This is a genomic window from Archangium violaceum Cb vi76 (genome assembly GCF_000733295.1).
GTDB lineage: Bacteria > Myxococcota > Myxococcia > Myxococcales > Myxococcaceae > Archangium > Archangium violaceum.
Genome location: NZ_JPMI01000043.1, coordinates 1 through 23,095 on the forward strand (window position 1 = coordinate 1; position 23,095 = coordinate 23,095).

General features: G+C 69.5%; 20 protein-coding genes. 10 read left to right on the plus strand and 10 right to left on the minus strand.

Annotation, left to right across the window (positions count from 1 at the left end):
• Positions 1 to 113: 113 nt before the first annotated feature.
• The 3 genes from Q664_RS07205 to Q664_RS07215 form a co-directional block, all read right to left on the minus strand.
• Positions 114 to 2,261, minus strand: coding sequence for an ATP-binding protein (locus tag Q664_RS07205; RefSeq protein WP_043391374.1), 2,148 nt, complete (start codon positions 2,259 to 2,261; stop codon positions 114 to 116).
• A gap of 853 nt (positions 2,262 to 3,114) precedes the next feature.
• Positions 3,115 to 4,686: a sigma-54-dependent Fis family transcriptional regulator gene (locus Q664_RS07210; protein ID WP_043391381.1), complete on the minus strand. Its 1,572-nt coding sequence runs from the start codon at positions 4,684 to 4,686 to the stop codon at positions 3,115 to 3,117.
• A 13-nt stretch (positions 4,687 to 4,699) separates the two neighbouring features.
• Positions 4,700 to 5,545 (minus strand): MBL fold metallo-hydrolase, encoded by an 846-nt coding sequence (locus tag Q664_RS07215; RefSeq protein ID WP_043391383.1) that lies wholly within the window; start codon positions 5,543 to 5,545, stop codon positions 4,700 to 4,702.
• 275 nt (positions 5,546 to 5,820) lie between these two features.
• Here Q664_RS07215 and Q664_RS07220 point away from each other — a divergent pair, with 275 nt between their 5' ends.
• From Q664_RS07220 to Q664_RS07235, 4 genes are all read left to right on the plus strand, one after another.
• Positions 5,821 to 6,444: a hypothetical protein gene (locus Q664_RS07220; protein WP_152621960.1), complete on the plus strand. Its 624-nt coding sequence runs from the start codon at positions 5,821 to 5,823 to the stop codon at positions 6,442 to 6,444.
• Positions 6,441 to 7,496, plus strand: coding sequence for an SPFH domain-containing protein (locus Q664_RS07225; protein WP_052517780.1), 1,056 nt, complete (start codon positions 6,441 to 6,443; stop codon positions 7,494 to 7,496). The genes Q664_RS07220 and Q664_RS07225 overlap by 4 nt, the downstream gene beginning before the upstream one ends.
• Before the next feature lie 5 nt (positions 7,497 to 7,501).
• Positions 7,502 to 8,551 carry an SPFH domain-containing protein gene (locus Q664_RS07230; protein WP_052517781.1) on the plus strand — a complete coding sequence of 350 codons (1,050 nt, stop codon included), beginning with the start codon at positions 7,502 to 7,504 and terminating at the stop codon, positions 8,549 to 8,551.
• Between the two features lie 179 nt (positions 8,552 to 8,730).
• Positions 8,731 to 9,288, plus strand: coding sequence for an RCC1 domain-containing protein (locus tag Q664_RS07235; RefSeq protein ID WP_052517782.1), 558 nt, complete (start codon positions 8,731 to 8,733; stop codon positions 9,286 to 9,288).
• A 282-nt stretch (positions 9,289 to 9,570) separates the two neighbouring features.
• On the opposite strand, the gene Q664_RS07240 is transcribed toward Q664_RS07235, so the two are convergent.
• From Q664_RS07240 to Q664_RS07250, 3 genes are read right to left on the minus strand one after another with little or no spacing between them, the layout of a single operon-like run.
• A complete protein-coding gene (locus Q664_RS07240; RefSeq protein ID WP_043391388.1) occupies positions 9,571 to 10,587 on the minus strand; it encodes an MlaD family protein in 1,017 nt (338 codons plus the stop codon).
• Positions 10,580 to 11,302, minus strand: coding sequence for an ATP-binding cassette domain-containing protein (locus Q664_RS07245; protein WP_043391391.1), 723 nt, complete (start codon positions 11,300 to 11,302; stop codon positions 10,580 to 10,582). The genes Q664_RS07240 and Q664_RS07245 overlap by 8 nt, the downstream gene beginning before the upstream one ends.
• A gap of 6 nt (positions 11,303 to 11,308) precedes the next feature.
• Entirely contained in the window at positions 11,309 to 12,052 is a 744-nt protein-coding gene (locus Q664_RS07250; protein ID WP_043391393.1) for an MlaE family ABC transporter permease, read from the minus strand.
• 224 nt (positions 12,053 to 12,276) lie between these two features.
• Here Q664_RS07250 and Q664_RS07255 point away from each other — a divergent pair, with 224 nt between their 5' ends.
• The 4 genes from Q664_RS07255 (at position 12,277) to Q664_RS07270 (ending at position 16,409) form a co-directional block, all read left to right on the plus strand.
• Complete coding sequence (locus tag Q664_RS07255) at positions 12,277 to 13,116, plus strand: DUF2381 family protein (RefSeq protein WP_043391396.1); 840 nt, start codon at positions 12,277 to 12,279, stop codon at positions 13,114 to 13,116.
• Entirely contained in the window at positions 13,113 to 14,939 is a 1,827-nt protein-coding gene (locus Q664_RS51695; RefSeq protein ID WP_052517783.1) for a serine/threonine protein kinase, read from the plus strand. Before Q664_RS07255 ends, Q664_RS51695 begins: the two co-directional genes overlap by 4 nt.
• A 63-nt stretch (positions 14,940 to 15,002) precedes the next feature.
• On the plus strand, positions 15,003 to 15,737 hold the full coding sequence (locus Q664_RS07265; RefSeq protein ID WP_043391398.1) for a dienelactone hydrolase family protein: 735 nt from the start codon (positions 15,003 to 15,005) through the stop codon (positions 15,735 to 15,737).
• 39 nt (positions 15,738 to 15,776) lie between these two features.
• Complete coding sequence (locus Q664_RS07270; RefSeq protein ID WP_043391440.1) at positions 15,777 to 16,409, plus strand: DUF6151 family protein; 633 nt, start codon at positions 15,777 to 15,779, stop codon at positions 16,407 to 16,409.
• Between the two features lie 24 nt (positions 16,410 to 16,433).
• Here the strand turns inward: Q664_RS07270 and Q664_RS51700 are convergent, their stop codons facing one another.
• Positions 16,434 to 17,189, minus strand: coding sequence for an Ig-like domain repeat protein (locus Q664_RS51700; RefSeq protein WP_052517784.1), 756 nt, complete (start codon positions 17,187 to 17,189; stop codon positions 16,434 to 16,436).
• Positions 17,190 to 17,409: 220 nt separating this feature from the next.
• Between Q664_RS51700 and Q664_RS07280 the strand changes: the two genes are divergently transcribed.
• Positions 17,410 to 18,096: a hypothetical protein gene (locus tag Q664_RS07280; protein ID WP_152621962.1), complete on the plus strand. Its 687-nt coding sequence runs from the start codon at positions 17,410 to 17,412 to the stop codon at positions 18,094 to 18,096.
• 11 nt (positions 18,097 to 18,107) lie between these two features.
• Here Q664_RS07280 and Q664_RS07285 read toward each other — a convergent pair whose 3' ends face one another.
• The 3 genes from Q664_RS07285 to Q664_RS07295 form a co-directional block, all read right to left on the minus strand.
• The gene (locus Q664_RS07285; RefSeq protein WP_043391403.1) at positions 18,108 to 18,884 is read right to left on the minus strand and encodes an MlaE family ABC transporter permease; all 777 of its coding nucleotides are present in this window, start codon (positions 18,882 to 18,884) and stop codon (positions 18,108 to 18,110) included.
• Positions 18,881 to 19,519: an ABC transporter ATP-binding protein gene (locus tag Q664_RS07290; protein ID WP_235216589.1), complete on the minus strand. Its 639-nt coding sequence runs from the start codon at positions 19,517 to 19,519 to the stop codon at positions 18,881 to 18,883. Before Q664_RS07290 ends, Q664_RS07285 begins: the two co-directional genes overlap by 4 nt.
• 72 nt (positions 19,520 to 19,591) lie before the next feature.
• Entirely contained in the window at positions 19,592 to 21,445 is a 1,854-nt protein-coding gene (locus Q664_RS07295; RefSeq protein ID WP_052517785.1) for a putative metal-binding motif-containing protein, read from the minus strand.
• 266 nt (positions 21,446 to 21,711) lie between these two features.
• Between Q664_RS07295 and Q664_RS07300 the strand changes: the two genes are divergently transcribed.
• Positions 21,712 to 23,091, plus strand: a complete 1,380-nt coding sequence (locus tag Q664_RS07300; RefSeq protein WP_043391411.1) for a TolC family protein — start codon at positions 21,712 to 21,714, stop codon at positions 23,089 to 23,091.
• Positions 23,092 to 23,095: the final 4 nt, after the last annotated feature.

Sequence of the window (23,095 nt, forward strand, 5' to 3'; positions counted from 1 at the left end):
AGTCGCACCACCGGTTGCAGGCGGCGGACGCGCCGAATTTCGATGCGACGCGCACCTCGCTGGGCATCGAGACGGGCGCCATCCTGAGCTTCTGAGGCAGAGGCCCATCCAGGTCATGCACCCAGGTCCGCGCCCAGGGGCTCGCGCTCCTGCATCGAGGCCACCTCGGGGGTGGGCCGCTGCTCGGGGAGCCTGGGAAGGCGGACGCGCACGTGGGTGCCCTCGCCCTCCCGGCTCTCCAGCTCCACCCGGCCTTCGTGGAGCAGGAGGATGCCTCGTGAGAGGTACAGCCCCAGGCCCATTCCACCGCGGTCATGGGGGGTCCCCGCATGGGGGCGGTAGAAGCGCTCGAAGAGCCGCTCCCGCTGCTCCTCCGAGATGCCAATGCCCTCGTCCCGGATGGAGATCTCCACCTCCTCTCCCTCCACGTGGAGGGAGATCTCCACGGGGGTTCCCGCGGCCGAGTAGCGCGCGGCGTTGTCCATCAGCTCGGTGAGCACCTGCTCCAGCCGCGCCCGATCGCCCAGTACCCACGCGTCCGGTCCCGGGAGCATGTGGATGGGGTGGCTCGGATGGTGGGCGGCGGTGCTCGCGGCGGCGGCTTCCACCAGTGCGCGCAGACGCAGCTCCGTCTTCTCGAAGTGCAACCGGCCGAGCTGGAGCTGGGAGGCATCCAGCAACGTGCGCACCACGCGGTCCATCCGGTCCGCCCCCCGGCTGATGCCCTCGAGCAACCGGCGCAGGGCGGGGGCCGGATGCGCCGTCCGGCAGGCGAGCTGGGCGAAGGACTTCATCACCGCCAGGGGCGTCTTCAACTCGTGCGCGGCCATCTTCACGAACTCGCTCTGGAGGCGCTCCAATTCGACGGCCTGGGTGATGTCGCGCGACACCGTCACGGCGGCCACGACACGGCCCGACTCGTCCCGGATGGGGGCGGCGTTCACCCGCAGGATGCGCCTCCGGTTCTGCGGGGGCTGGGTGATGACGAGCTCGGCGTCGTTCACCTGCTCTCCCCTCAAGGCCCGGGCGAGGGGCAGGGTGTCGAAGGCCAGGTCCTGCCCATCCAATCCCTGGGGGGGATGCGCCCAATACGAGGTGTCGAGTTCACTGCCCGCGGATGAGGTCTTCCCGAAGAGCGTCAGCGCGGCCCGGTTGGCGAGGGTGACTCGTCCCTCGGTGCCGACCACGACGACGGCCTCGACCATGCTCTCGATGACGGCCTGGAGCTCCGCCGAGCGCCGCTGGACCTGGGCGAGCAGCCGCAGCCGCTCCTCCTCCTGGCGCTGGCGTTCGGCGAGCGTGCGGATCAGGGCCCGGGTCCTCTCCGAGCGGGCCATGACGATGCCGCTCGCTCCCAATCCCATCCAGAGCAGTACGCCCAGGGCCACCAGTAATGACCGCTGGCGGTGGACGTTCGAGAAGAGTGTGTCTTCCTTCGTCGAGGCGAACACCCTCCAGCCGGAATTCGGGACGCTTACCTGGGTGGTCCACCATCCCCGGTCCAATCCATGCGCGTGCTCCCACGTTCGCAGGTCCTCGAGTGAGAGCTCGGCCAGGCTGCGCGGGGAGCGTCCGCGCCCGCGTGCCCAGGTGAGGAGCTCCGCCCCCCTCGGATGCGCGATGAGCATGTCGTGGGGGCTGACGAGATAGAGGGACTCCGTGGGGGAGACGTTGGCCTGACGGACCATCTCTCCCACCAAGGGGAGGATGAGATCCACGCTCACGACTCCCCGCTGCCGGCCCTGGTCGTCGAAGAAGGCCCGCGTCAGGGACACGTACGTCTGGCCCATGTCGAAGTAGGGCTCGGTGATGGAGATCCGCTCGCCCCGCCGCCATGCCTGCTGGTACCAGTCCTGGCGGGGGTAGTCATAGACGGGGGTGGACCATTGGTAGGAGAGGACCTGGTCCTGGTGGATGTAGGGGCCCATGTAGTGCACGCCGGGCGCGAACCGGCCGGGCTCGAACCACTCCCCGAGCCCATGGATCACGTGCTTCGGAGCGGAGGCCAGCATCCGGTGGAGCAGCGCCTCGAGCTCCTGCTGCTCCCGGAGGGGACCCGCGAGCGAGGCCAGGGTGTCGAGGAGCTGCTCCGCGGCGTGGAGTTGGGAGCCGAGCCCGGAAGCCAACTCGTGGGCGCGAGCCGTCTGTTGGGCAAGGGCCTCCTGCTCCTGGCCGTGAAGCGCTCTCTGGGCGAACACGAGCAGGGCACCGGTGAGCGCCACGCCCAGTCCCACGACCAGCAGCAGGGCAAGCGAGGGCAACCAGCGTGCCGATGTCCGGCGGCGATATCCCTTTTGGTGTTCACCTCGTGGCGATGGCGTCCCTCCGGCTCTTTCTTCATGGATGAGGGGGGAGTGGGGGGACCGCCAAGGGGGCGGCCCGGTCCGCCCGTTCGTGTGCCACGTGTCCGGGCATCGGGGTTACCCCTCGTCCGTGAAGCCGTACTTCTCATGCACCCAGACGTGCCTGGGCCGTTTGTCTTTTCGCGTCCCGGACCTGGCGGGTTCTTCTGGCTGGAGATCTCGAGCACACGGGCGCTCGAGCAATTCCCCTCTCCCCTCGGGAGAGGGACGGGGTGAGGGTATCGAGCGCCCTGAGTTGAATCCGAGTGTACTGCGTCTCAGGAGAAGCTCCGCCTAACCTGAAGCCTTCCGGCGCCTGATCAATGGACCGACGGAGTCTGGCCTGTAGAGCTTTCCCTTGACGACACTCCGGCACATCACCCGGGGAGAAGCCGTGGCTCCTCGACCCCGGCAGCTGGAACAATGACTTTGAGGGCCTTCCGGATGCACGTCTGCACTACGGGCGTTCGTTACTCCAAATCCTTCAGGGTATTTGTAAAAGACATGCTCGGTAACACCAGCATCTTGTGAGCATCCCGGGCAGGATTTGAAATCATCTGCTTCGGTCCATTGCGAACGATTGAGCGGCATTCCACATTCTGAACGAACGCCAGTTTGAGGCACGCTGAACCGGCGACCCTCACCATCACGGCAGACGCAGCCTCGAGCCAACCCGGGAACTTCAATACCCTCACCCCGTCCCTCTCCCGAGGGGAGAGGGGTTGTTGGTTCGTCGGGATGAAGATTGATGGGAGGGAAGGGTGAACGAGGCTCAGCCCTCGTCCGCGATCCCATACTCCTTGAGCTTCCGGCCCAGCGTGTTGCGGCCGATCTGCAGCACCTTCGAGGCCGCCGTCCGGTTGCCCTTCACCGAGTCCAGCACCCGCAGGATGTGCCGCTTCTCCACCTCGGCCAGGGGCAGCAGCTCCCCGGTGCCGCTCTCCATCACCGTCTCACCAGACTCCACTGGAGCCGGTGCCGCGCTCACCACCTTCGGCAGGGGCAGGTGCTCCTCGAGGATCTCCCCCTCGCATAGCACCACCGCGCTCTCGATGCAGTTCTCCAGCTCGCGCACGTTGCCCGGCCACCGGTAGCGCTTGAGCCGATCCAGCGCCACCCCGCTCAGCCTCGGCAATGGCAGCCGGTGCCGCTTCGCCGAGGCCGCGATGAAGTGCCGCGTCAACCGCTCGATGTCCTCCCCACCTCGCTCCCGCAGCGGCGGCAGCACCAGCTCCACCACCTTGATGCGGTAGTACAGGTCCTCCCGGAACTTCCCCTCCGACACCATCTTCACCAGATCCCGGTTCGTCGCCGCCACGATCCGCACGTCCACCTTGATCGTCTGCGTGCCGCCCACCCGCTCGAACTCCCGGTCCTGCAGCACTCGCAGTAGCTTGCCCTGCACCGGAAGCGGCAGCTCGCCAATCTCGTCGATGAACACCGTGCCGCCATCCGCCGCCTCGAACTTGCCCGGCACCCGGTGGTCCGCCCCCGTGAAGGCTCCCTTCTCGTGGCCGAACAGCTCGTTCTCGATCAGCGACGCCGGCAACGCCGCGCAGTCCACCTTCACGAACGGCTTGTCCCGCCTCGGCCCGTTGACGTGCACCGCCCGCGCGAACAGCTCCTTGCCGCACCCGCTCTCGCCCCGCAGCAACACCGTGGCGTCCGTGGGCGCCGCCTTCTGGATCAACCGGTAGATGACCTTGAGCGGCTCGGACTCGCCGATGATCCGGTTGAAGAAGTAGCCCACCGGCGCCTGCGGCTGATCCTTCGCCCGCTGGAGCTCCTGGTACAGGCTCGTGCTCTGCAGCGCGTGGCTCACCTGCACCGCGATGGCCATCAGCCGCTCCACGTCGTCATCCGTGAAGCGCCCGCCTCCGCGCCGGTTGAGCACCTGGAGCACGCCGTAGATGGTGCCCACCGTGTCTCGCAACGGCACCGCCAGGATCGTCGTGGTGCGGTAGCCCGTCAGCCGGTCGATGTCCGCGAAGAAGCGGCTCTCCCCCCGGGCGTCCGGCATGTTCACGGGCTCGCCGTGCTCGGCCACGAAACCGGCCACGCCCTGGCCCACCTTCACCCGGATCTGCGACACCTCGGGAAGGTGCGCCGCCCTCGAGAACAGCTCACCGCGCGCCGGATCCAACAGCCACAGCGTTCCCCGGTCCGCCTGCATCGTCACCGCGATGCGATCCATCAACGTCTGGAGGAACGCATCGAGATCGATCTCCCGACCGACGAGCCCGCCGATCGGGAGCAGTACCTGGCTGATGTCCGGGGTAGAGGCCATGAAGGGCAGGGGGGGAAGCTCGAAGTCCAGGGGGACACTATCGCAGTGCGGGCCCATGCGCCCCTCCCCCTCACGCGCAGGCGGCCCCGAGCACGATTCGCTTGCCCTCGCGCGCGGGCTCGGTGGCGGAGAAGTGGTTGCGCGCCTCCTCGGCCATGTTCTCCACCTGCTCGTCGTTGTGCGCCGGGTCATGGTGGAACAGGAACAGCCGCTGCGCGTTCACCGCCGCGGCCACCTGCGCCGCGTCCACCATGGTGGAGTGCCCCCAGCCCTTCTTGGGGATCCCCTTCTTCCCGTTGTACTCGTCCGGGGTGTACTGCGCGTCCAGGCACAGCGCGTCCGCGCCCTCCATCCACTTCGCCACCCGTGGATCCAACGTGGCCAGGGAGATCTCCATGTCCGTGGCGTAGACGAAGCTGTGGCCGTCCGCCTCCACGCGGTAGGCCAGGCACCCCTGGGGATGCGGTGCGTCGAAGGGCGTCACCCGGAAGGGTCCCACCTCCACCGGGCGCCCGTGCAGCGCCGAGCCGAACGTCATCCGCGAGCGCATGGTGGACAGCGGCACCGGGAAGTGGGGCGGCTCCATCTGCCTGGCCAGCACCGACTCGAGCGCCTGCGCCCCATCCGTCCCCGGGCCGTACAGCATCAGCTCCGTGTTGGGCAGGTAGCCCGGCGTGAAGAAGGGGAAGCCCTGCACATGGTCCCAGTGCAGGTGCGAGAAGAAGAGCGTGGCCTTGCGCGGGTCGCCCTCGCGCATCATCGCCTCGCCCAGCGCCCGGATGCCCGTGCCCGCGTCCAGGATGAGCCGGTGCCCCTGGCTCACCACCTCCAGGCACGACGTGTTGCCCCCGATCCTCGCCGCGTGCGCCCCCGACACCGCGATGCTCCCCCTCACTCCGTAGAATCGCACTTCCATGGTCGCTCCTCCTCGAAGGCTGGGGCGGTCCGTTCTGGCCGCCTTCACGCGCTCTCCCCAAAGCAAGGACGTTGCCAACCTCAAATGGCCGGAATTGCTGGGAATCCAGGGCGGTGGGACAGATCGGCTGCGCCATTCCGGCGCACCTGGATGGAGCGCTCGGTCCGATCCGGATCGCCTGGGGGTGCGTGGAGCAGCCGGGCATTGTGTGGGAATGGACGCACATGGAAGACTCGGCGCGCCGCCCCTTGCGCGGCAAGAGGGGGATCTTCCGCGTGTATCCCGATCGTTTCCGGCTGCCCCAGGTCACCGAGCACGTGCTGACGTGGCTGGAGAGGCGCCGGCCCGGCTTCGGCGAGTGGGACGGTGAGGTGGAGGCGCAGCTGCAGGCCGAGGCGCGGCTGGCGCTGGCCGACGTGGCCCGGCGCTTCTCCGAGGTGGCGGTGGACCCGGGCTACTGGGAGCGCCTGGAGCGCAGCGTCTTCACCGTGGCAGTGCCGCGCTACTTCCAGCTGGCGCGCGAGCACCACGCGCTGCAGCGGCGCCAATACGGGCTGTGGCGCGGGGGGGATCTGCTCTCGCGCGTGGCCTACACGGGGGTGGGCATCGTGGCGGCGGTGGTGATCGCCCTCACGCGGGTGCCCAACTGGCTCGAGCCGCTGCCCTTCGCGCTCATCCTCCTCGGGCCCTTCCTGCCGGACATGCAGGAGTCCTATTACGAGCGCCGCTACCGGCGGAGGCTCGCCACGCTGGTGCGGGACATGGTGGTGGAACAGCAGCAGCTCGAGGCCTACCGGCCCCTGGACGAGTCCGTCCCGCCGGTGCCCGAGCGACTCTCCGAGCCGGAGTCTCCGGAGCGGAGCGGTGGATCCTCTTCGAATCCGAAGGAGAAGGTATGAGCAAGGCGGGAGATCAAATCCTCGCGGCCCTGAAGCAGCCCCGGACGCGGATGCTCTGGCCGGTGGGCGTGCTGCTGTTGGGCGGCCTGTTCGCGTACAACGTGTGCACCGTCTACATCCGGCCGTACGAGAGCGGGGTGAAGCAGGTGATCCTGGGTGGGGAGAAGGGCATCCGGGACAAGGTGTACGGGCCGGGCCTGCACTGGGTGACGCCGGGGGCCGAGCGCATGCACCGCTTCCCCACGGACCTGCAGGTGCTGGAGATGGCGGACAACTCCGCCGAGGTGGGCGAGGGCGCGGAGCACCGTGTGGTGCGGGCCATCAAGATCCAGACGTCCGAGGGCTACACGGTCTCGGCGGACGTGACGCTGCTGTACCGGATCGAGAACCCGTACAAGGTGATGACGCAGATTGGCCCGGGGCGGCTGTACGAGGACTCGGCGGTGATTCCGCGCGGGGAGCAGGTGCTGCGCCGGACACTGGGAGAGATGGACGCGGATGACTTCTACAAGGGAGATCGGCGCGACAAGGCGATGGCGCAGGCGCAGAAGCTGCTGGTCGCGGAGCTGGAGCCCAAGGGCATCAAGGTGACGCACGTGCTGCTGCGGCAGTACCGGTACGACTCGCGCTACCAGCAGGCGATCGAACAGCGGAAGATCCAGGATCAGTCCGTCTTCAAGAACATGGCGGAGGCGGCGGCGGCGCAGGCCGAGGCGGAGAAGAACAAGATCATCGCCGTGGGCCAGGCCACGGTGCAGGTGGAGCTGTCGCGCGGAGACGCGGAGGTGGCGAAGCTGCGCTCGGAGGCGGAGCTGTACCGGCGCACCAAGGCGGCCGAGGGCGATCTGGTGGTGAAGCTGGCCAAGGCGAAGGGAATAGAGCTGGAGAACGCGGCGCTGCGCGGGGCGGGCAGCGAGAACATGGTGGGCCTGAAGATGGCGGACGTGCTGGGAGGCACGCAGGTGATCGTCGTGCCCACGGATGGCGAGGGTGGGGTGAACCCGTTGGATCTCAACGCGGCGCTCCGGCGCTTCGACGTGAAGGGGATGTGAGAGCCATGAAGCGCATGGACTTGAGGATGCTGGGGTTGTTCGTGCTGCTGGCGCTGCCGGTGGTGCAGGGGTGCGCGTGCCACTCGACGGAGGCCAACGAGGTGGGCGTGCTCACGAGGAAGTTCACGCTGATGGGCTCGCGGGGCGTGCAGCCGGAGACGTACGCGCCGGGCGCCACGTACTTCTTCTTCCCGCCGTTCTCCACGGACTGGGACACCTTCGAGACGAAGCTGCAGAACCTGCGGATGCGGGCGAAGGGGGAGGGGGAGAAGGGCCGCACGGACGACATCGAGTTCAAGACGGTGGACGGCAACGACATCGCGGTGGACGTGACGGTGGCCTGGCGCATCGATCCCGCGAAGGCGCCGCACCTGATGCAGAAGGTGGGGCGCACGACGCTGGACGTGGAGAGCCGGTTGGTGCGGCCGGCGACGCGGGCGCTGGTGCGTGACGCGCTGAACGTGCTGCGCTCGGAGGACTTCTACACGGCGGACAAGCGCTTCGCGGCGGCGGAGAGCGCGCGCAAGCTGCTGGAGGTGGCGCTCCAGCCCGAGGGCATCATCGTGGAGCAGGTGATTCTGCAGGAGCACCGCTTCAATCCCGAGTACGAGAAGGTGATCCGCGAGAAGAAGCTGGCCGAGCAGATGGCGGAGAAGCTGCGCTCGGAGGCGCAGGCGGCGGCGGAGGAGGCCAAGCGGAACCTGGAGTCGGCGAAGGGAACGGTGTCGCAGAAGATCGCCCAGGCGCAGGGAGAGCTGGAGCAGACGAAGCTGGCGGCGGACGCGGAGCTGGTGCGGGCCACCAACGAGGCGACGGCGATCCTGAAGGAGGCGGAGGCGAAGTCGAAGGGTATCGCCAAGGAGAACGAGGCGATGGCGGGGGCGGGAGGCCGGACGATGGTGAAGCTGCGGATCGCCGAGGCGCTGATGGGCAAGCAGATCATCTTCATGCCCAGCGGGCGCAGCGGGGCCACGCTGCAGACGATGGACATGAATCAAATCCTCACCCAGTACTCGGCGGCGAGGACCGCGCAGACGTCGAGCAACGGGCAGTGAGCGAAACTCCCTCTCCCTCTGGGAGAGGGTTGGGGTGAGGGTCTTCCCCCTGGCCGAAGCCGTGACCATCCACTTTGTTGGTGTTCCACCATTCGGTGATACGTCCCGGCCCCAGCCGCATTCACAGTGAATGCGCTAGGACCGGGAGTCACAGAATGCAGGGAAGTCCTCGAGGATGGATGAGCAGGCTGTTGGGTGTATGGCTGGGGCTCTGGATGGTGGTGGGCTGTGGCCAGCCCGCGGCCGAGACGGAAGCGCAGACCTCGCGCGCCTCGGCCCTCTGGGGTGTTCAGGCGAGAACCCGTATCGCCAGTGGCTCCAGCCATTCGCTGGTGGTGCGCTCGGACGGCACGGTGTGGGCCTGGGGCTCCAACTCCTATGGCCAGTTGGGGGATGGCACCCTGAGCCACCGCTCGTTGCCGGTGCAGGTGCAAGGCGTGAGCGGAGTGGTGGCCGTGGCCGCTGGCGCCTACCACTCGCTGGTGGTGCGCTCGGACGGCACGGTGTGGGCCTGGGGCTACAACACCTATGGCCAGTTGGGGGATGGCACCACGAGCAACAGCACGGTCCCGGTGCGGGTGCAGGGAATGTACGCAGGGGGGGCCGTGGTCGCGGGCTTCGACCACTCGCTGGCGGTGCGCTCGGACGGCACGGTGTGGGCCTGGGGCGCCAACTACACCGGCCAGCTGGGGGATGGCACCACGAGCGACCGCACGCTGCCGGTGCGAGTGCAATGAGCCAAGCCAGAGGAAGAAAGTCCTTTCAGGGGTGCTCTCGCCGGAATGCATGGGGCATCTTCCGGCCGCGCGGCGTACCAACTGGTCCGACAATCGGACCAGTTGCTCTCCATCGTGACCGGAGCCTCCCCCTGACAGGACTTCCTCCTCCTGGCTTGGAACGGCCGAGGCATTGCAAGACACCTGACATCAACGGTGGTCAGGCAACGGCTGGAAGAGTCCCTTCCATGTGCATGTTCTCCCATGCCCGACGGCGGAGCCGCCGACGGTACGCCTCGCGCCTCATTCCTTCCAGAGCATCTTCCACGGGTGCTTGCGCAGATCGGACAGCAGGGTCTTGAGGTCGTCGTACACCTGCTTGTCCTTCTGCAAAGCACCCACCGTGCCCTCTCCGGCTTCGATGCGCGCGAGCAGCCGGTCCGCTTTCGCGGCCATCTGATCGAGCTTCTCGCCCGCCGCCGTATAGCGCTCCAGCGCCAGCTTCAGCCGCTCGCCATCCTTCGCGTCGAGCCCGCCCGTCACCATCGACAGCCCGTTGAGTGTCTTCGCCGCCGAGCCGGAGAGGCCGGGCAGCTCGCGCTTCATCAGCGCCGCCGTCTCCGCCGCGTCGCCCAGCAGCCGGGCCCCCGTGCCTCCGGGCTGCATGGCCTCCCGAGTCACCTTGGCCAACATCCGCAGGTCCTTGGCCGCCGCGGTCAGATCGCCCGTCAGGCTCTTCAGGTCGCCCCGGTTGTCGCTCAGCACGCCAGCCAATGTGCCTGTCAGCCGGGACAGGTTGGTGGCCAGGTTGCGCATCCCCTCTGGATCCTCCGCGAGCGCGCCGCTCGCCACGTCCAGGAAGGCCGAGAGCTGCTGGGCCACCAGATCCAACCGCGGCGCGTCCGTGCCCCGCAGCGAGCCTCCGGAGGCGGGCAGGGGAGGGGAGGACGCGGAGCCCGGGTTGAGCTCCAGGTACGGCTCGCCCAGCGGCCCCACCGTGGCCACCGTCACCCGCGTGTCCTCCCGTAGCGCCACCATCGCCTCGGGCTTCACGGAAAGCCCCATCCGCACCGGCAGCGGCCGGCCCTGCGTGTCCCTCCGGTCCGGCTCCAGGTGGATCTCCTCCACGCGGCCCACCACCACGCCGCCCAGCTTCACCGGCGCGCCCTTCACCACGTTGCCCGTGTGGCTGAAGTCCACCGAGAGCACCGTATCGCGGCCCATCGTCAGCTCGCCCATCAGCCACAGCAGCCCGAGCACGCCCACCAGCGCCGCCAGCACCAGCGCGCCCACCTTCATCTCCAAGCGACGCTCATCCATCCGATGCGCTCTCCAGGAAGGGCGCCGTCAGGGCCCTCAGCTCCGGCTCCGAGGATGCCAGGAACGCCTCCGGCGTGCCCAGGAAGGCGCAGCGGCCCCCGCCCACCACCAGCACCCGGTCCGCCAGCGTCCTCAGCAGGCGGTAGTCATGGGACACCACCAGCGCGCCCAGCCCTCGCGCCTTCACCGAGGCGAGCACCTCCTCCACCTGCGTCGCCGCCCTCCGGTCCAGTCCCGTGGTGGGCTCGTCCAGCAGCAGGTACTCCGGCCGCAGCGCCAGTGCCCGGGCGATGGCCGCCCGCTTCTTCGCCCCGGGCCCCAGCTCCGTGGGCAGCCGGTCCGCCGCCGCTTCCAGCCCCACCCGGGCCAGCGCCTCGTGCACGGCCTCCGAGGAGAGGCCCGGAGCCGCCAGGGCCACGTTCTCGCGCAGCGTCCGCCAGTCCAGCAGCGCCGGGCCCTGCACCAGGTACGGCGCCCGCTGGCGCAGGGCCCGCAGGGCGCGCTCGGGCATCGTGTCCACCCGCTCGCCGAGCAGTTCCACCTGGCCCGAGTCTGGCTTCAGCAGCCCCACCGCCAGCCGGCACAGCACGCTCTTGCCCGCGCCGCTCGCGCCGGCCACGAAGGTCAGCTCCCGCGTGGACAGCTCCGCGCTCAGCCCCGCCAGCACCCTCCGGCCGGACTCGAACGTCACCCCCACGTCGGAGAAGCGCAGCATTCCCGCTCACACCCCCAGCGCCTGGAAGCCGAGCGCCACCACGAAGGCGATCAGCAGGCAGCCGAAGCACGCGGCCACCACCCCGCGCGTGGTGGCCTCACCCACCGCCTCGGCGCCTCCGCGCGCGGACAGGCCCGCCACCGCCGCCGCCAGGGGAATGTAGAGGCCGCAGCCCGCCCCCTTCGTCAGCCCCGCCAGCACGTCCCACCCGTCCACGAACCGCGCGTCCATGAAGGCCGTCCCGTCCACCCCGAAGGCCCAGCTCGCCGTGGCCACCGCGGACAGCGTCGCCGCCATCGTCCCCACGATGCACAGCAGGGGCACCCCCACCAGTCCCGCCACCACCCTCGGCGCCACCAGGTCCGCGTACGGGTCTCCCGCCGACATCTCCAGCGCCTCCACCTGCTCGTTGACGCTCATGGTGGACAGCTCCGCGCTGTGGCTCGCCCCGCCGCGCGCCGCCGCCAGCAGCGCCGATACCACCGGGCCGAACTCGCGCACCAGCAGCTCGAAGTAGGGCGGACCCACCACTGGCAGGTTCCCCGTCACCTTGCGCGCCTGGCTGTCCGCGAACGTCACCAGCACCGCCCCGAAGAAGGCCATCCCCGACATCACCAGCCACGTGCTGCGCGAGCCCGTCTCGTACAACTGGTGCAGGCACTCGCGCCAGGACAGGCCATGGCGCACGCTCGCCCGCACCGTGCGCGCGAGCATCAAGGCCGGGGCTCCGATGAAGGCCAGGGGGTTCATGAGGCGCCCCGATGCTACCAGCCGTGCGCGGGCCCTCGGGAACATTGTGCCAACGGGTCTCCCCGGGCAGGACGGAGGAGGTGCAACCGAGTCCCTCCGGGCGCGGACTCGAGGAGGCGCACCATGTCCGAAGTCACCTGGACCGGCATGACGGGCCGAGTCACTTTGTGCTTGCCCGGGTGCGTCTGCCTCCATAGCGTCGGCGGACTGTCGGAGGCTCTCGCGTGCGCCCTGGTCCCTGGTTCTTCCTGCTGGCCCTGCTGCTTTCCGCTCCGGCCTCCGCCCGGGAGCGTCAGGAGGCGAGCGTCTTCCGCCAGCGCACCCTCCTCGTGTCCTCCCAGCCCGACGGCGTACCGCCTCTCGAACTGCACGTCGCGGCCGGTACCGCCACCCTGGTGGAGTCCGACGTGCCCCTCGGGCCCCTGTCGTTCCAGGACGTGCGAGGACGCATCCAACTCGTCCCCATCGACGACCACCGGCTGGTGCTCGTCCCCTCGGAGGATCTCACCCAGGGCGAGCGCCTCCCGTTCGTCGTGGGTGCCACCCCTCGGGCCGGGCCGCTGCGCTTCTCCCTCGTCACCCGGCGCGATGAGGTGGACACCTCCGTGCTCCTGGTGCGTGCCTCGCCCGCTGCCGCCGACGAGGACGCCGCCAGGGCCCTGGTTCTTCAGTTGCTCAGCGCTCCAGAAGCGCGTGCCACGTTCGCCGTCCCGCAGGAGATAGGGAAGCTCGCCGGGCCGGAGTCTCGTGTTCGGCTCGTATCCCTCCTCCGGCTCGGACAGCGCCTCTTCGTCACCCTGGCTGTCGGGACCTTGCAACCAGGCCTCCGGCCCTGGAGGCCGAGGCAGCTCCGGCTCCGGGCCACGATCGGCAGGGGCCCCTCTTTCGTGGAGTGGCCCGTGCCCTTCTTGTCCGGCCCTCTGGAAAAAAAGAAACAGCAGTTCCATGTGCTCACCGCGCTGCTTCCCGAGGGGACCACCCGGCTGGAAGTGGCCCTGGACGGGGAGCACGTACCCGGGGCTTTTCATGTCCTACCGCTGGAAGCGGCGGTGGAACTGCCATGAGAAAGCCGCTGCACCCCAATCAACTCCGCGCCCGGCAGCGCATCCGGGACTTCCGCGTGGTACGTCGGCTGGGAGTGGGCGGCTTCGCCTTCGTCTTCCTCCTGGAGCGCGGCGGACACCTCTATTCGTGCAAGATGGCGGTCCGGCCCGCCTCTCCGGATGACGAGGATCAGGTGGATGCCTGGATGCGCCGCGAGGTGTCGTCTCTGGAGTTGCTCGAGCACCCCGGCCTGCTGCCGGTGCTGGAATGGGGCCGCTGGCCCGATGCGGAGACGGGCTACGTCTACTTCGTCACGCCCTATGTGCCAGGATGCACCTTCCACGTGTGGCGCTGGCGCCAGCATGCCTCGCTCCATCGCACGATCGAGGTTCTCTGCGAGGCGCTGAAACCCCTGGAGTTCATGCACGAGCGCGGCCTGTGTCACCGCGATCTCAAGGCCGACAACCTCCTGGTCAGGGATGGGGACGACAAGCCCTTCCTCATCGATCTGGGCGCGGTGCACCTGCCGTTCGCGAGCACCCTGACGGATGGGGTGGCGCCGGGAACGCTCTACTGCCAGCCCCCCGAGGTCATGGCCTTCCTCGTGGAAGAAGCCCATCGGAAGGGCTCCCGCATGAAGGCCCATCCTTCCGCCGACCTCTACATGCTGGGCGTGCTGCTGTACGAGATTCTCACCGGGTGTCATCCCTTCGGTCCCAGGCTGCCCCTGGAGAAGTTGCTGGTGGCCATCGCCTCGGGGCCGCCGGACCCCCGAGAGCTCGTCCCCGAGGCTCCCGCGTCCCTGTGCGACCTGACGATGCGGTTGTTGGCTCGGGCTCCCGAGCGGCGCCCCGCGAGTGTCCGGGCCGTCCGTGAGGAATTGGAGCGGCTACGGGAGGAGGAGGGGAACACCGCCGCCTGGCAGGTGGCCCCATCGCTCCCGGAGCGCGAGCGGATACGAGAGCGGTTTCCCGGTGTCGATGTGGTGGAAATCGGTGACGGGGAACTCGTGGAGCCGGCTCCGCCTCCGTCTCCCCAGGCGGGTCCTTCCAGGCGCGCGGGGTGGGGCCGCGGCTGGGCGAGGGGCCTCGCCGGGGTGGTCCTTGGCGCAGCGCTTCTCGGGCTAGGGTGGATGCTCTTCCACGCTGAGCCCGGTGTGCCGGACTGCCCGGCACCTTCCGAGAAAGGAACCCACCCCGTGTCCTCTGTCTCCCATGACGATACCCGTGCCGTCTGTCCCTCACCGCAGGTGCCTTCACGTCTGTGCGTCCTGCTCACGAGCGTGGTGAGTGCTTCGGTCGCGCAGCTCGCCGGGTGTGCCACCGCTCCCGTGCGGCCCGATCCCGTCGGCTATCTCGACCGATGCCCCGCCGAGGCGCGCGCCACTCCCGTCAAGCTGGGCATCGATCCCGGGGAGCACCCCACCTTCATCGAGACCGGCCTCGCGCCGGCATCGAACGACCCTGAACATCCCACCCGCAACGTCAAGCCCGGCCCCATCAGTGCCACCATGTTCGTCGATGTGAATGGAGTGGAGCAGGACTACCAGGTGTCCGGTGAGGCGATGACGACGTTCAAGCGCGTCTACATCCAGCTCGACACCCTCCACCTGCCGGATGGCTCCACGCTGCCCATCTGCGGGGTGGCCACGGATGGCCTGCACCAGTACGGCATCCCGACGTGGAACTTCATTCCATTCGAGGGTGCCCGGGTGGATCCGGATCGGGTGGATACCAGCCCGGGTGCCGTCATCATCAACGACCCGCGCTTCGAGACGGTCCTCCAGGGCCCCGAGGGCTACCGCGTCCCTCGTATCGTCCTGGCTCCGCCCGAGTACCGCTGAGTCTCTCCAGCCGCCAGTCCCAGCGGGCAGCCCTCTGTCCGACCTGGCCTGTAGACTCCACTCATGCCCGACGAATACCGCTTCTTGGTGGAGGGACGTATTCCCGTGCTCAAGGTGCACGACGAGCCCCGGCCCGGCCCGGCTGTCATCGTCCTGCACGGGCTCGGCGCGAATGCAGACACCCAGCGTGGGGAGCTGAACGCGCTCGCCACCTGGGGCCTGAGCGCCGTGGGCGTGGATGCCCCGCACCACGGTGCCCGGCGGGACGGATGGCTCGATGAGCTGGCGTGGCTCGGCCCACCCGAATCCCACGCCCGCCTGCTTCACGCCATCCGCGAGGCGGCCCACGATGTCTCCCGGGTCATCGACCACGTGGCCTCCGAAGGCCACTGGCCCATCGGGCTCGCGGGCATCTCGTTCGGCGCGTACACGGCGCTGACCGTGGCCGCCAATGACTCACGGGTCCAGGCCACCGTGTCCATCCTCGGCTCGCCGGACTGGACTCCGCGCGAGGGTCCCATCACCGAGGAGCTCCACTGGCTGATGCGGCACGCGCCGGTCCACCGCCCGTGGGATTGTGCGCGCCACCCGGTGTTCCTGCTCAACGCGGGCCGTGACGGCGTGGTGCCGCCCCACTGGGCCCGCGACTTCGCCCACCGGATCTGGCAGTGGCACCCCGGGTTGCACGTCGAGCATTACGAGTACCCGGAGTCGGATCACATGATGCGGCAGGAGGATTGGGACGACGCCTGGCGCCGGGCGCTCGGCTTCCTCCGGCGCACCCTGTATCGGGAGTGAGCAGGCACATCGCGCGTCAAAGGTGATATGCGGGGCCCCATGTCTCGAGACGTTGAGCTCCAGTGCCGTTGCGGAAGGATTCACGGTTGGTTGCGCGATGCGGCGCCAGACACGGTGAACCGCATCGTCTGCTATTGCGATGACTGTCAGGCGTTCCTGCACCACCTCGGCCGTGCCGAGCTGCTCGACGAGCACGGCGGCTCGGATATCGTGCAGGTCGCGCCGTCGACGCTCTCGTTCGATCGTGGCCTCGAGCTCGTCACCGCCGTGCGCCTCACGCCCGAGGGCCTCTATCGCTGGTACGCGAGCTGCTGCAAGACACCGCTCGGCAACATGGTGTCACCGCGGCTGCCGTTCGTCGGGATCGTCACCGAGTTGTTCCAGCAGGCGCCGAACGCCCTCCCGTGTGACGAGGTCTTCGGCGCGCCGCGCGGTGGAGTCCTCGGCAAGTTCGCGATCGGCGATCCTCCGCCCGGGTCGGTGAAGCCGAACGTGGGCCTGATCGCGAGGACGATTCGCAAGGTGCTTGGATGGAAGCTCCTCGGCAAGGTGTGGCCCCATCCGTTCTTCGACCGCGCGAGCGGCAATCCGAAGTACCCGGTCACGGTGCTCTCCACGGCCGAGCGTGAAGCGCTCCGCGCGCTGTGTGGCCCGCGTCCCGCCCGCGCGTGAGCGAGGGATGGACGGCGTGGTGTCTCAATACGCCACGCAGCTCACGCTGCGCGAGCTGATGGGGGATTGCATCCCGCTGCTGTCCACCACCTTGTAATACACGAAGATCTGCCGGGTGGAGGTGGTGCCGCTGGTGACCATGGGGCAGTAGGCGCTCATGGACGAAGCCTGCCGCCAGGGATTGGAGGTCGTGACGCCGCGCTCCACGTAGACATCCTGGATGTAGTGGGTGTAGCCGCCCGTGCCGCCGCTGGCGCTGCCGGTGCAGGAGAGGGAGTAGGGGGCTTGAGTGCAGGACAGGTTGGCGGTGGGGCAGCCCTGGGTGAAGGTGAAGCTCTTCGACGTGGAGCCCGTCGCGCAGGTGCCGGGAGGATTGCCGGCGCTGTCATAGATCGCGGGAATGGCCCTCACCTGGAAGGTGTGCGAGCCGCAGCTGATCGGGCTGTCGTTGAAGCTCCAGGTGCCAGAGCGGTTGGCGTCGCCCTGGAGTGTCTGGTCACCGCGCCAGACGCCGTCGACGTAGAACGACAGCTTCACCCCATTGGCGGGGTAGGTCACCGACCAGTTCCCCCCGCCGGACAGGACTCCACCCCACGAGCTCATCCCGCCGATGTTGAGCGTGGTGACGCTGGCTCCGGCGCAATCCAGGGCCGCCTCCTGGGTGCCCAGGGTCTCCCCGGCTGGAGTCAGCCCCAATTCGTCGGGCATACCGCCACAGGCGGACAGCATCAGTCCAGACAGCGAGGCACGGAGGACAGAGCGGAGCAGGTGCTTGGGCATAGGTAGGATTCCATGATAGATGCGGAATTCATAATAGAGGGAAATTTTCCGGTAATCCAGTATCCGGGGCGTTTTTCCTGACCGCTGGCACCTTCAGCAAGCAGCGTTGCGAATACGGCATCGCGGAGCGGTAGCCTGACCCTCATGAGAAGAATCGTCTGCTCCCTTTTTCTCGCGGTACTGAGGGAAGGCTTTTGGCTCCTCGGCGCTGCAGGTGGCCGTGCGGCCGATCTGGGTGGGCATGTCCCGCTTCGACGAGGTGGTGGCGGACAGGAGCAGGGAATACGGGGGGCACGCCTTCGCCGTGGGGTTGCTGGCCCACGAGTTGACGCACCGCTGGGGCATGGGGCTCGAGCAGATGGAGCCGGCGAGCGGGGAGCGCTGGCCTCTCTCCAGTGACGCCTGCCAGTGTCACTGGTCCGCGGGGCTCCACCTTCCGGCGGCGTTCCCGGTGGCCTCCCTCTTCACTTCCCAGCCGTATCCGGAGAGTTCCCTGATGGGGGGCCATTCCTATCGCGAGGAGGCCGACGGCACCTTCACGAGGGAGGAGAAGCCCTACCTGACGCCAGCGGGGTTCTCCTGGTTGGACTTGTATGCGATGGGGCTGGCCCGGCCCGAGGAGGTGCCCGACACCTTCCTCCTCGCCGACATCGAGTCACTCGGGGATGGGCGGCTGGCGGCCCGGAAGGTGCCGGTGACGCTGGAGCGGATCGTGGCCGCCATGGGGCCTCGCAACCCCTCGGCCTCCGAGGCCCAGCGTGAATTCAAGCTGTCCATCTACCTGATGCACCGTGGGAAGGAGCCCGATGCGGCCGCCGTGCAGCGCGCGGAGTCCATCGCCCGGTCACTGGCGGCGTTCTTCGACGCGGCCACGGGCTCGCGCTTGAAGCTCACTCCGGCCCACTGAGGTTTTCGGGTTCAGCTCAGCCACATGGCCAGCGTGGTGGTGAGCAGGAAATCCAGCAGGAAGATGGCGCCACAGCCGTGCACCACCGCGCCCGCCGCCGCACGGCCCACCGCCCGCGCGCCTCCCCGCGCCTTCAGGCCCACCGCCGTCGACACCAGCGCGATCGCCAGCCCGAAGGCGCTCGCCTTCACCATGCCGCCCAGCACGTCCGTCGCGTGCAGCATCTGCTCGAAGCTGCCGAAGAAGGCTCGCACCGGCAGCTTCAGCGTGAAGAAGGCCGCCACCGCCTCGAAGAGCACCGCCACCAGGAAGGTGAGGGCGGACAGGCCCGACACGCTCAGCGTCATCGCCACCACTCGCGGCGCCACCAGCACCGCGAACGGATCCAGGCCAATTCCTCGCAGGCCCTCGAGCTGCCCGCCCACCTGCATCGTCGCCAGCTCCGCCGCGTTGCGCGCCCCCAGCCTCGCCGCCATCACCAGCCCCAGCAGCAGCGGGCCGAACTCCCACAGCACCGCGTACCCCGCCGCCCACCCGAGAATGGCCCTCGCTCCGAAGCGCTCCACGTACAGCGACGTCTGCACCACCACCGTCGCCCCCGTGAGTGCCGCCGTCGCCAGTGCCAGGGGCAGCGAGCCCCAGCCGAACTCCTCCAGCCCACGCAGCAGCTCGCGGCGATCCATCCGCGCCAGTCCCAGCACCGTGCGCGCCAGCACCAGCGCCACCGACCCCACGCCGCGCACCGCGCCCAGCGCCTCCTGACCGAGCCACGTCAGCGCCGCCGTCACGCGAGCGCCTCGTCCGTCCGCGCCTCCACCCCGGGGGCGGGCGGGCCGTCGTGGACGAGCCGTCCGTCGCGCAGGTACAGCCAGCGGGACAGGGGGAGCTCCGGTGGGGCCTCGGGCGCGGCGACCACCAGCGAGCCGCTCCCGGCCACCTCCAGCAGCACGCGCGCCACCTGCCGCGCCGTGCCCGGATCCAACCCCGCGAAGGGATCATCCGCCAGCAGCACCGAGGGGCTCGCCGCCAGCGCCCGGGCGATACCGGCCCGCTTGCGCATGCCTCCGGAGAGCCGCTCGGGCAGGGTGTCCGCGGCCTCCGCGAGCCCCACCGCGCGCAGCACCTCGTCCGCGCGCGCCTCCGCCTCCTCCCGGGGCACCCGCCGGCGCTCCAGGGGCAGCAGCACGTTGCGGCGCACCGTCAGCGAGTCGAAGAGGGCATCCGTCTGGAACACCATGCCGAACGCCGCCTGGCGCGCGCGCTTACCCGCGGGCGGCATCCGGGCCACGTCCTCACCATTCCAGAGGACCCGTCCGCTGGCCGGCGTCACCAGCCCCGCGAGCGCCTTGAGCAGCGTCGTCTTGCCCGCGCCCGAGTGCCCCAGGACGAGCACCCGGCTGCCGGGCGGAAGGGTGCAGGTCACCTCCTGAAGGAGCGACCGTCCCCCCTGCCGAACCGAGAGCCTGTCCGCGCGCAGCTCCATGTCACCCCGGGCTCAGGGAGGGCCCCAGCGCACCAGCGTACCGTTCTGTCCCGCGGCCCACTGCTCCCGGGGGCTGATGGCATCGAGCGACTGGAGCACCTGGCTCTGGGGGGAGGGCTCGCTCCAGGCCGTGCCGTCGAAGCGGTGGAGGAACGTGCCGCTCTGGTTGGAGAGCACGTAGATGGCACTGGGGTGGAGGGCGGCCACGTCCAGCAGCTCCAGCGTCGCCGAGCCACCGGGGGGCGGCAGCTTGCGCCACGTTCCCTCCTTGCGCTCGAGCACCAGGCCGTGCTCGCCCACCGCGTAGGCCAGCGAGCCATCCACCACGGACACGCCCCGCAGGTAGCCCGTGCCCACGTCCGCCGGCAGTTCCTCGAGGTTCCACTGTCCCGAGGCCAGGTCGAGACGGTAGGCGCGGGGCAGGGGCGCGGCGCCGGGCTGGAAGTCCTCTGCGCCCACGGCGAGCAGCGTGTCCGGGCCCAGGCCGTGGATGCTCCGCAGGCTCGCCGCCAGCTGTGTCGCCACTACCACCGGCGGAGGACTGCCCACCGGCTCCCGCCACTCCCACCGCAGCACATGGCCGGTGTTGGTCACCGCGTACACGGTGGTGGTGCCGCTCCGCTCGAAGCCCACCATGCCAGTGACGTTGCCCGGCACTCCGCTCACTGTCTGCGTGACGCAACCGGAGGTGAGGGGATGGACGCTGGCGAAGGTGCCCTCCGCCGTACCGACGAAGACGCGCCCGTCGCTCGGCCGGGCCCACGCCACCTTCCAGTGGTTCGCGGGGCCACACTCCGAGAACTGCGCCACGGAGGCGCCGTTCACGTGCGCGAGCCAGCCGTCCGGACCCGCGAGCCAGGCCTTCCCCGGTGCATAGGTCGTCACCGCCTCCCACGCCGTGCTCCACAGTGTCTGCGTCCTCCAGGCATGCGTCGCGCAGACGCCGTCCTCGTCCGTGAGGCCGTCGCAGTCGTTGTCCAGCCGGTCGCACACCTCGGTGCCGCCGCGGAAGCGCGAGGTGTCATCGCAATCGTCCGTGACGGACTTCGCGCCCACGGGCTCCTCGCAGGACAGGGCCGCCACCGTCGTGCCAGCGAGCCCGTCTCCGTCCTCGTCCGCGTACCACGACACGGGCGTCTGCTCGCTCTTGCATTCCGCCCCGGAACCCGCCGCCGTGCAGGCCCAGGCGCCCTCGCAGCCGAGCTCCGTCCTGCACGTGGTGCCGAGGGAGAAGTCCTCGTCCTCCGTGCCGTCGCAGTCATCGTCCTTCCCGTCGCAGCGCAGCTCGGCCGTGGCCGGGTGCACGCTGGGGTCGGAGTCGTCGCAATCCCCGGCCTCCATCACCGTGCCCGGGGGCGGCACACACGCCATCACCCCCCGGGAGATGTCGCCGTACCCGTCGCCGTCCGCGTCCACGTAGTAGCCGCGCTTGCCGGGCGCGTCCTCCTCGTCACCGGAGCAGTTGCTGTCCTTTCCGTCGCACGTCTCCGGGGCGCCCGGGTACACGGTGGCGTCGGTGTCATCGCAGTCCGTGCCCTGGCTGGTCGCGCTCGCCGCGACGAAGCCGTCTCCGTCCAGATCCTCCGCGCGCAGATCCAGGTACACCGCCGTGGTGCCGCTCGCGGGGACCTCCACCTGCCGCGTGCTCGTGGCCACCACCGGTCCCGCACACGAGCCCTCGTGGGCGCTCGCGAGCACCTGGAGGTGCCGGCTCCAGTCGGCCTTGCGGAACACCGCCACCGTCTTGGCGTCGCTGGTGCGCTCCTCCACCGCGAGCTGCTGCGTCTCGGAGCGGCTCACATCCGCTTCATCCAGTGCCGTCACGGTCAGGCACCCCGGGTGGAACGTCGCGTAGAAGATTTCCACACGTACGGCACCTGCCCCAGCCTCCGCCCCTCGACAGCCGCACAGCGCCAACATTCCCAACGCCAGCAGGAATAAACGCATCGTTCGGGCATTCCCGGGCGCGCCGCGCCCCACTCGAAAAGTCTTCGTCCTTCTCCCCATTAGCCCGATGTGCGATGCAGCGTCCAGAGAGGTGGGTTCCCGTGACCGTGCTCGCTCGGGTCCTTTGAATAAAAAATGGGGCCTGCCGTCCTGGCCCGTCCCGGAACATCTTCCTTCGCCCGACCATGCATTTGATCCGTTCCGCCGTTGTCGTCCCCGTGTGTGCCTGGCTCGCTCTATGTGTGCCCGAAGTGCGCGCACAGGAGCAGCAGTCCGTCCCGGGGCCTGGAGCCGGGACCCCGTCCTCCGGGCAGTCCGAGCCCACGCGGGAACCGTTGACGCTGGAGCGCGCGGTGTCGCTGGCGGCCGAGCGCAATGAGACGGCGCTGACGGCCCAGGCCCGCGCCGAGGCCGCCGAGGCGCGTGTGGCCCGCGCCCGCGCCTTCTTCTTCCCGAGGCTGAACGCCAGCGCCACCTATACCCGCCGCCTGCAGGACGTGGTGCGTCAGGTGGGGGGCGAGGAGGTGGTGGTCCAGGCGCGCAACGCCTTCTCCGGCAATGCCACGGCCACCGTGCCCCTCTTCGACGCGCGCGGCTTTCCGCTCCTCCAGGCGGCGAGCCGGGATCGCGAGGCGACGGCGCTGGACGCGGTGGAGGCGCGCCGGCAGGTCTCCTTCCAGGCCGCCAACGCCTTCCTGTCCACGCTGGGCCTGCAACAGGTGGCCCAGGCCGCCGAGCGCCGGCTCGTCTACGCCCGCCAGTCCCTCGAGGATGCGAAGGCTCGCGCCCAGGCCGGCCTGGCCAGCACCAACGACGTGACGCGCGCGCAGTTGGACGTGGCCACCGCGGAGGCGAACCTCGCTGACGCGGTGGGTCAAGCAGAGACGAGCCGGTTGGAGCTCGGCTACCTGCTGGTGGCTCCCGTGGAGGGCCCGCTGGCGGCGCCCGAGACGCTGCTGGGCGAGGCCTCGCGGCCGGTGGAGTCCTTTTCTCTGTTGACCGAGGGGGCCCTGGAGCGCCGCCCGGACATCCTCTCCGCGAAGCTCCGGGTGCGGCAGCAGGAGGCGCTCGCGAGCGAGCCGCTGGCCCGGCTGTTCCCCACGCTGTCGGCCACCGGCGTGTACTCGCTCACCAACGAGGCGGGCCTCGCCGGGCGCAACTGGAATGCCTTCGTGTCGGTGAACCTGGGCTGGTCGCTCTTCGACGGAGGCGAGCGCTACGCGGATCGCCGGGAGCGGCTCGCCCTGGTGCGGGTGCAGCAACTGGACGTGGCGGCGCGGACGCGGCGGGTGGACGTGGCGGTGGACCAGGCGAACGTGTTGCTGCGCACCGCCCAGGCCGCGCTGAACCAGAGCCAGGTGGCCGCCGATGCCGCCCGTCAGAACGCGGAGGAGACGAGCATCCTCTATCGCCAGGGGATTGCGTCGTCCCTCGCGTTGAGCGATGCGCAGGTGAGGCAGTTCGAGGCCGAGGTGGCGCTTGCCCGGGCTCGCTATGCATTGGGGTCCGCGCTCCTGGAGCTGCGGATCGCCGTCGGACTCGATCCGCTGGGGAAGGAGCCGTAAGTGA

Coding starts and splice junctions, on each gene's coding strand:
- Q664_RS07210 (WP_043391381.1), bottom strand. CDS start 4,686: ATGGGCCCGCACTGCGATAGTGTCCCCCTGGACTTCGAGCTTCCCCCC.
- Q664_RS07215 (WP_043391383.1), bottom strand. CDS start 5,545: ATGGAAGTGCGATTCTACGGAGTGAGGGGGAGCATCGCGGTGTCGGGG.
- Q664_RS07225 (WP_052517780.1), top strand. CDS start 6,441: ATGAGCAAGGCGGGAGATCAAATCCTCGCGGCCCTGAAGCAGCCCCGG.
- Q664_RS07230 (WP_052517781.1), top strand. CDS start 7,502: ATGAAGCGCATGGACTTGAGGATGCTGGGGTTGTTCGTGCTGCTGGCG.
- Q664_RS07235 (WP_052517782.1), top strand. CDS start 8,731: ATGAGCAGGCTGTTGGGTGTATGGCTGGGGCTCTGGATGGTGGTGGGC.
- Q664_RS07240 (WP_043391388.1), bottom strand. CDS start 10,587: ATGGATGAGCGTCGCTTGGAGATGAAGGTGGGCGCGCTGGTGCTGGCG.
- Q664_RS07245 (WP_043391391.1), bottom strand. CDS start 11,302: ATGCTGCGCTTCTCCGACGTGGGGGTGACGTTCGAGTCCGGCCGGAGG.
- Q664_RS07250 (WP_043391393.1), bottom strand. CDS start 12,052: ATGAACCCCCTGGCCTTCATCGGAGCCCCGGCCTTGATGCTCGCGCGC.
- Q664_RS51695 (WP_052517783.1), top strand. CDS start 13,113: ATGAGAAAGCCGCTGCACCCCAATCAACTCCGCGCCCGGCAGCGCATC.
- Q664_RS07265 (WP_043391398.1), top strand. CDS start 15,003: ATGCCCGACGAATACCGCTTCTTGGTGGAGGGACGTATTCCCGTGCTC.
- Q664_RS07270 (WP_043391440.1), top strand. CDS start 15,777: ATGTCTCGAGACGTTGAGCTCCAGTGCCGTTGCGGAAGGATTCACGGT.
- Q664_RS51700 (WP_052517784.1), bottom strand. CDS start 17,189: ATGCCCAAGCACCTGCTCCGCTCTGTCCTCCGTGCCTCGCTGTCTGGA.
- Q664_RS07300 (WP_043391411.1), top strand. CDS start 21,712: ATGCATTTGATCCGTTCCGCCGTTGTCGTCCCCGTGTGTGCCTGGCTC.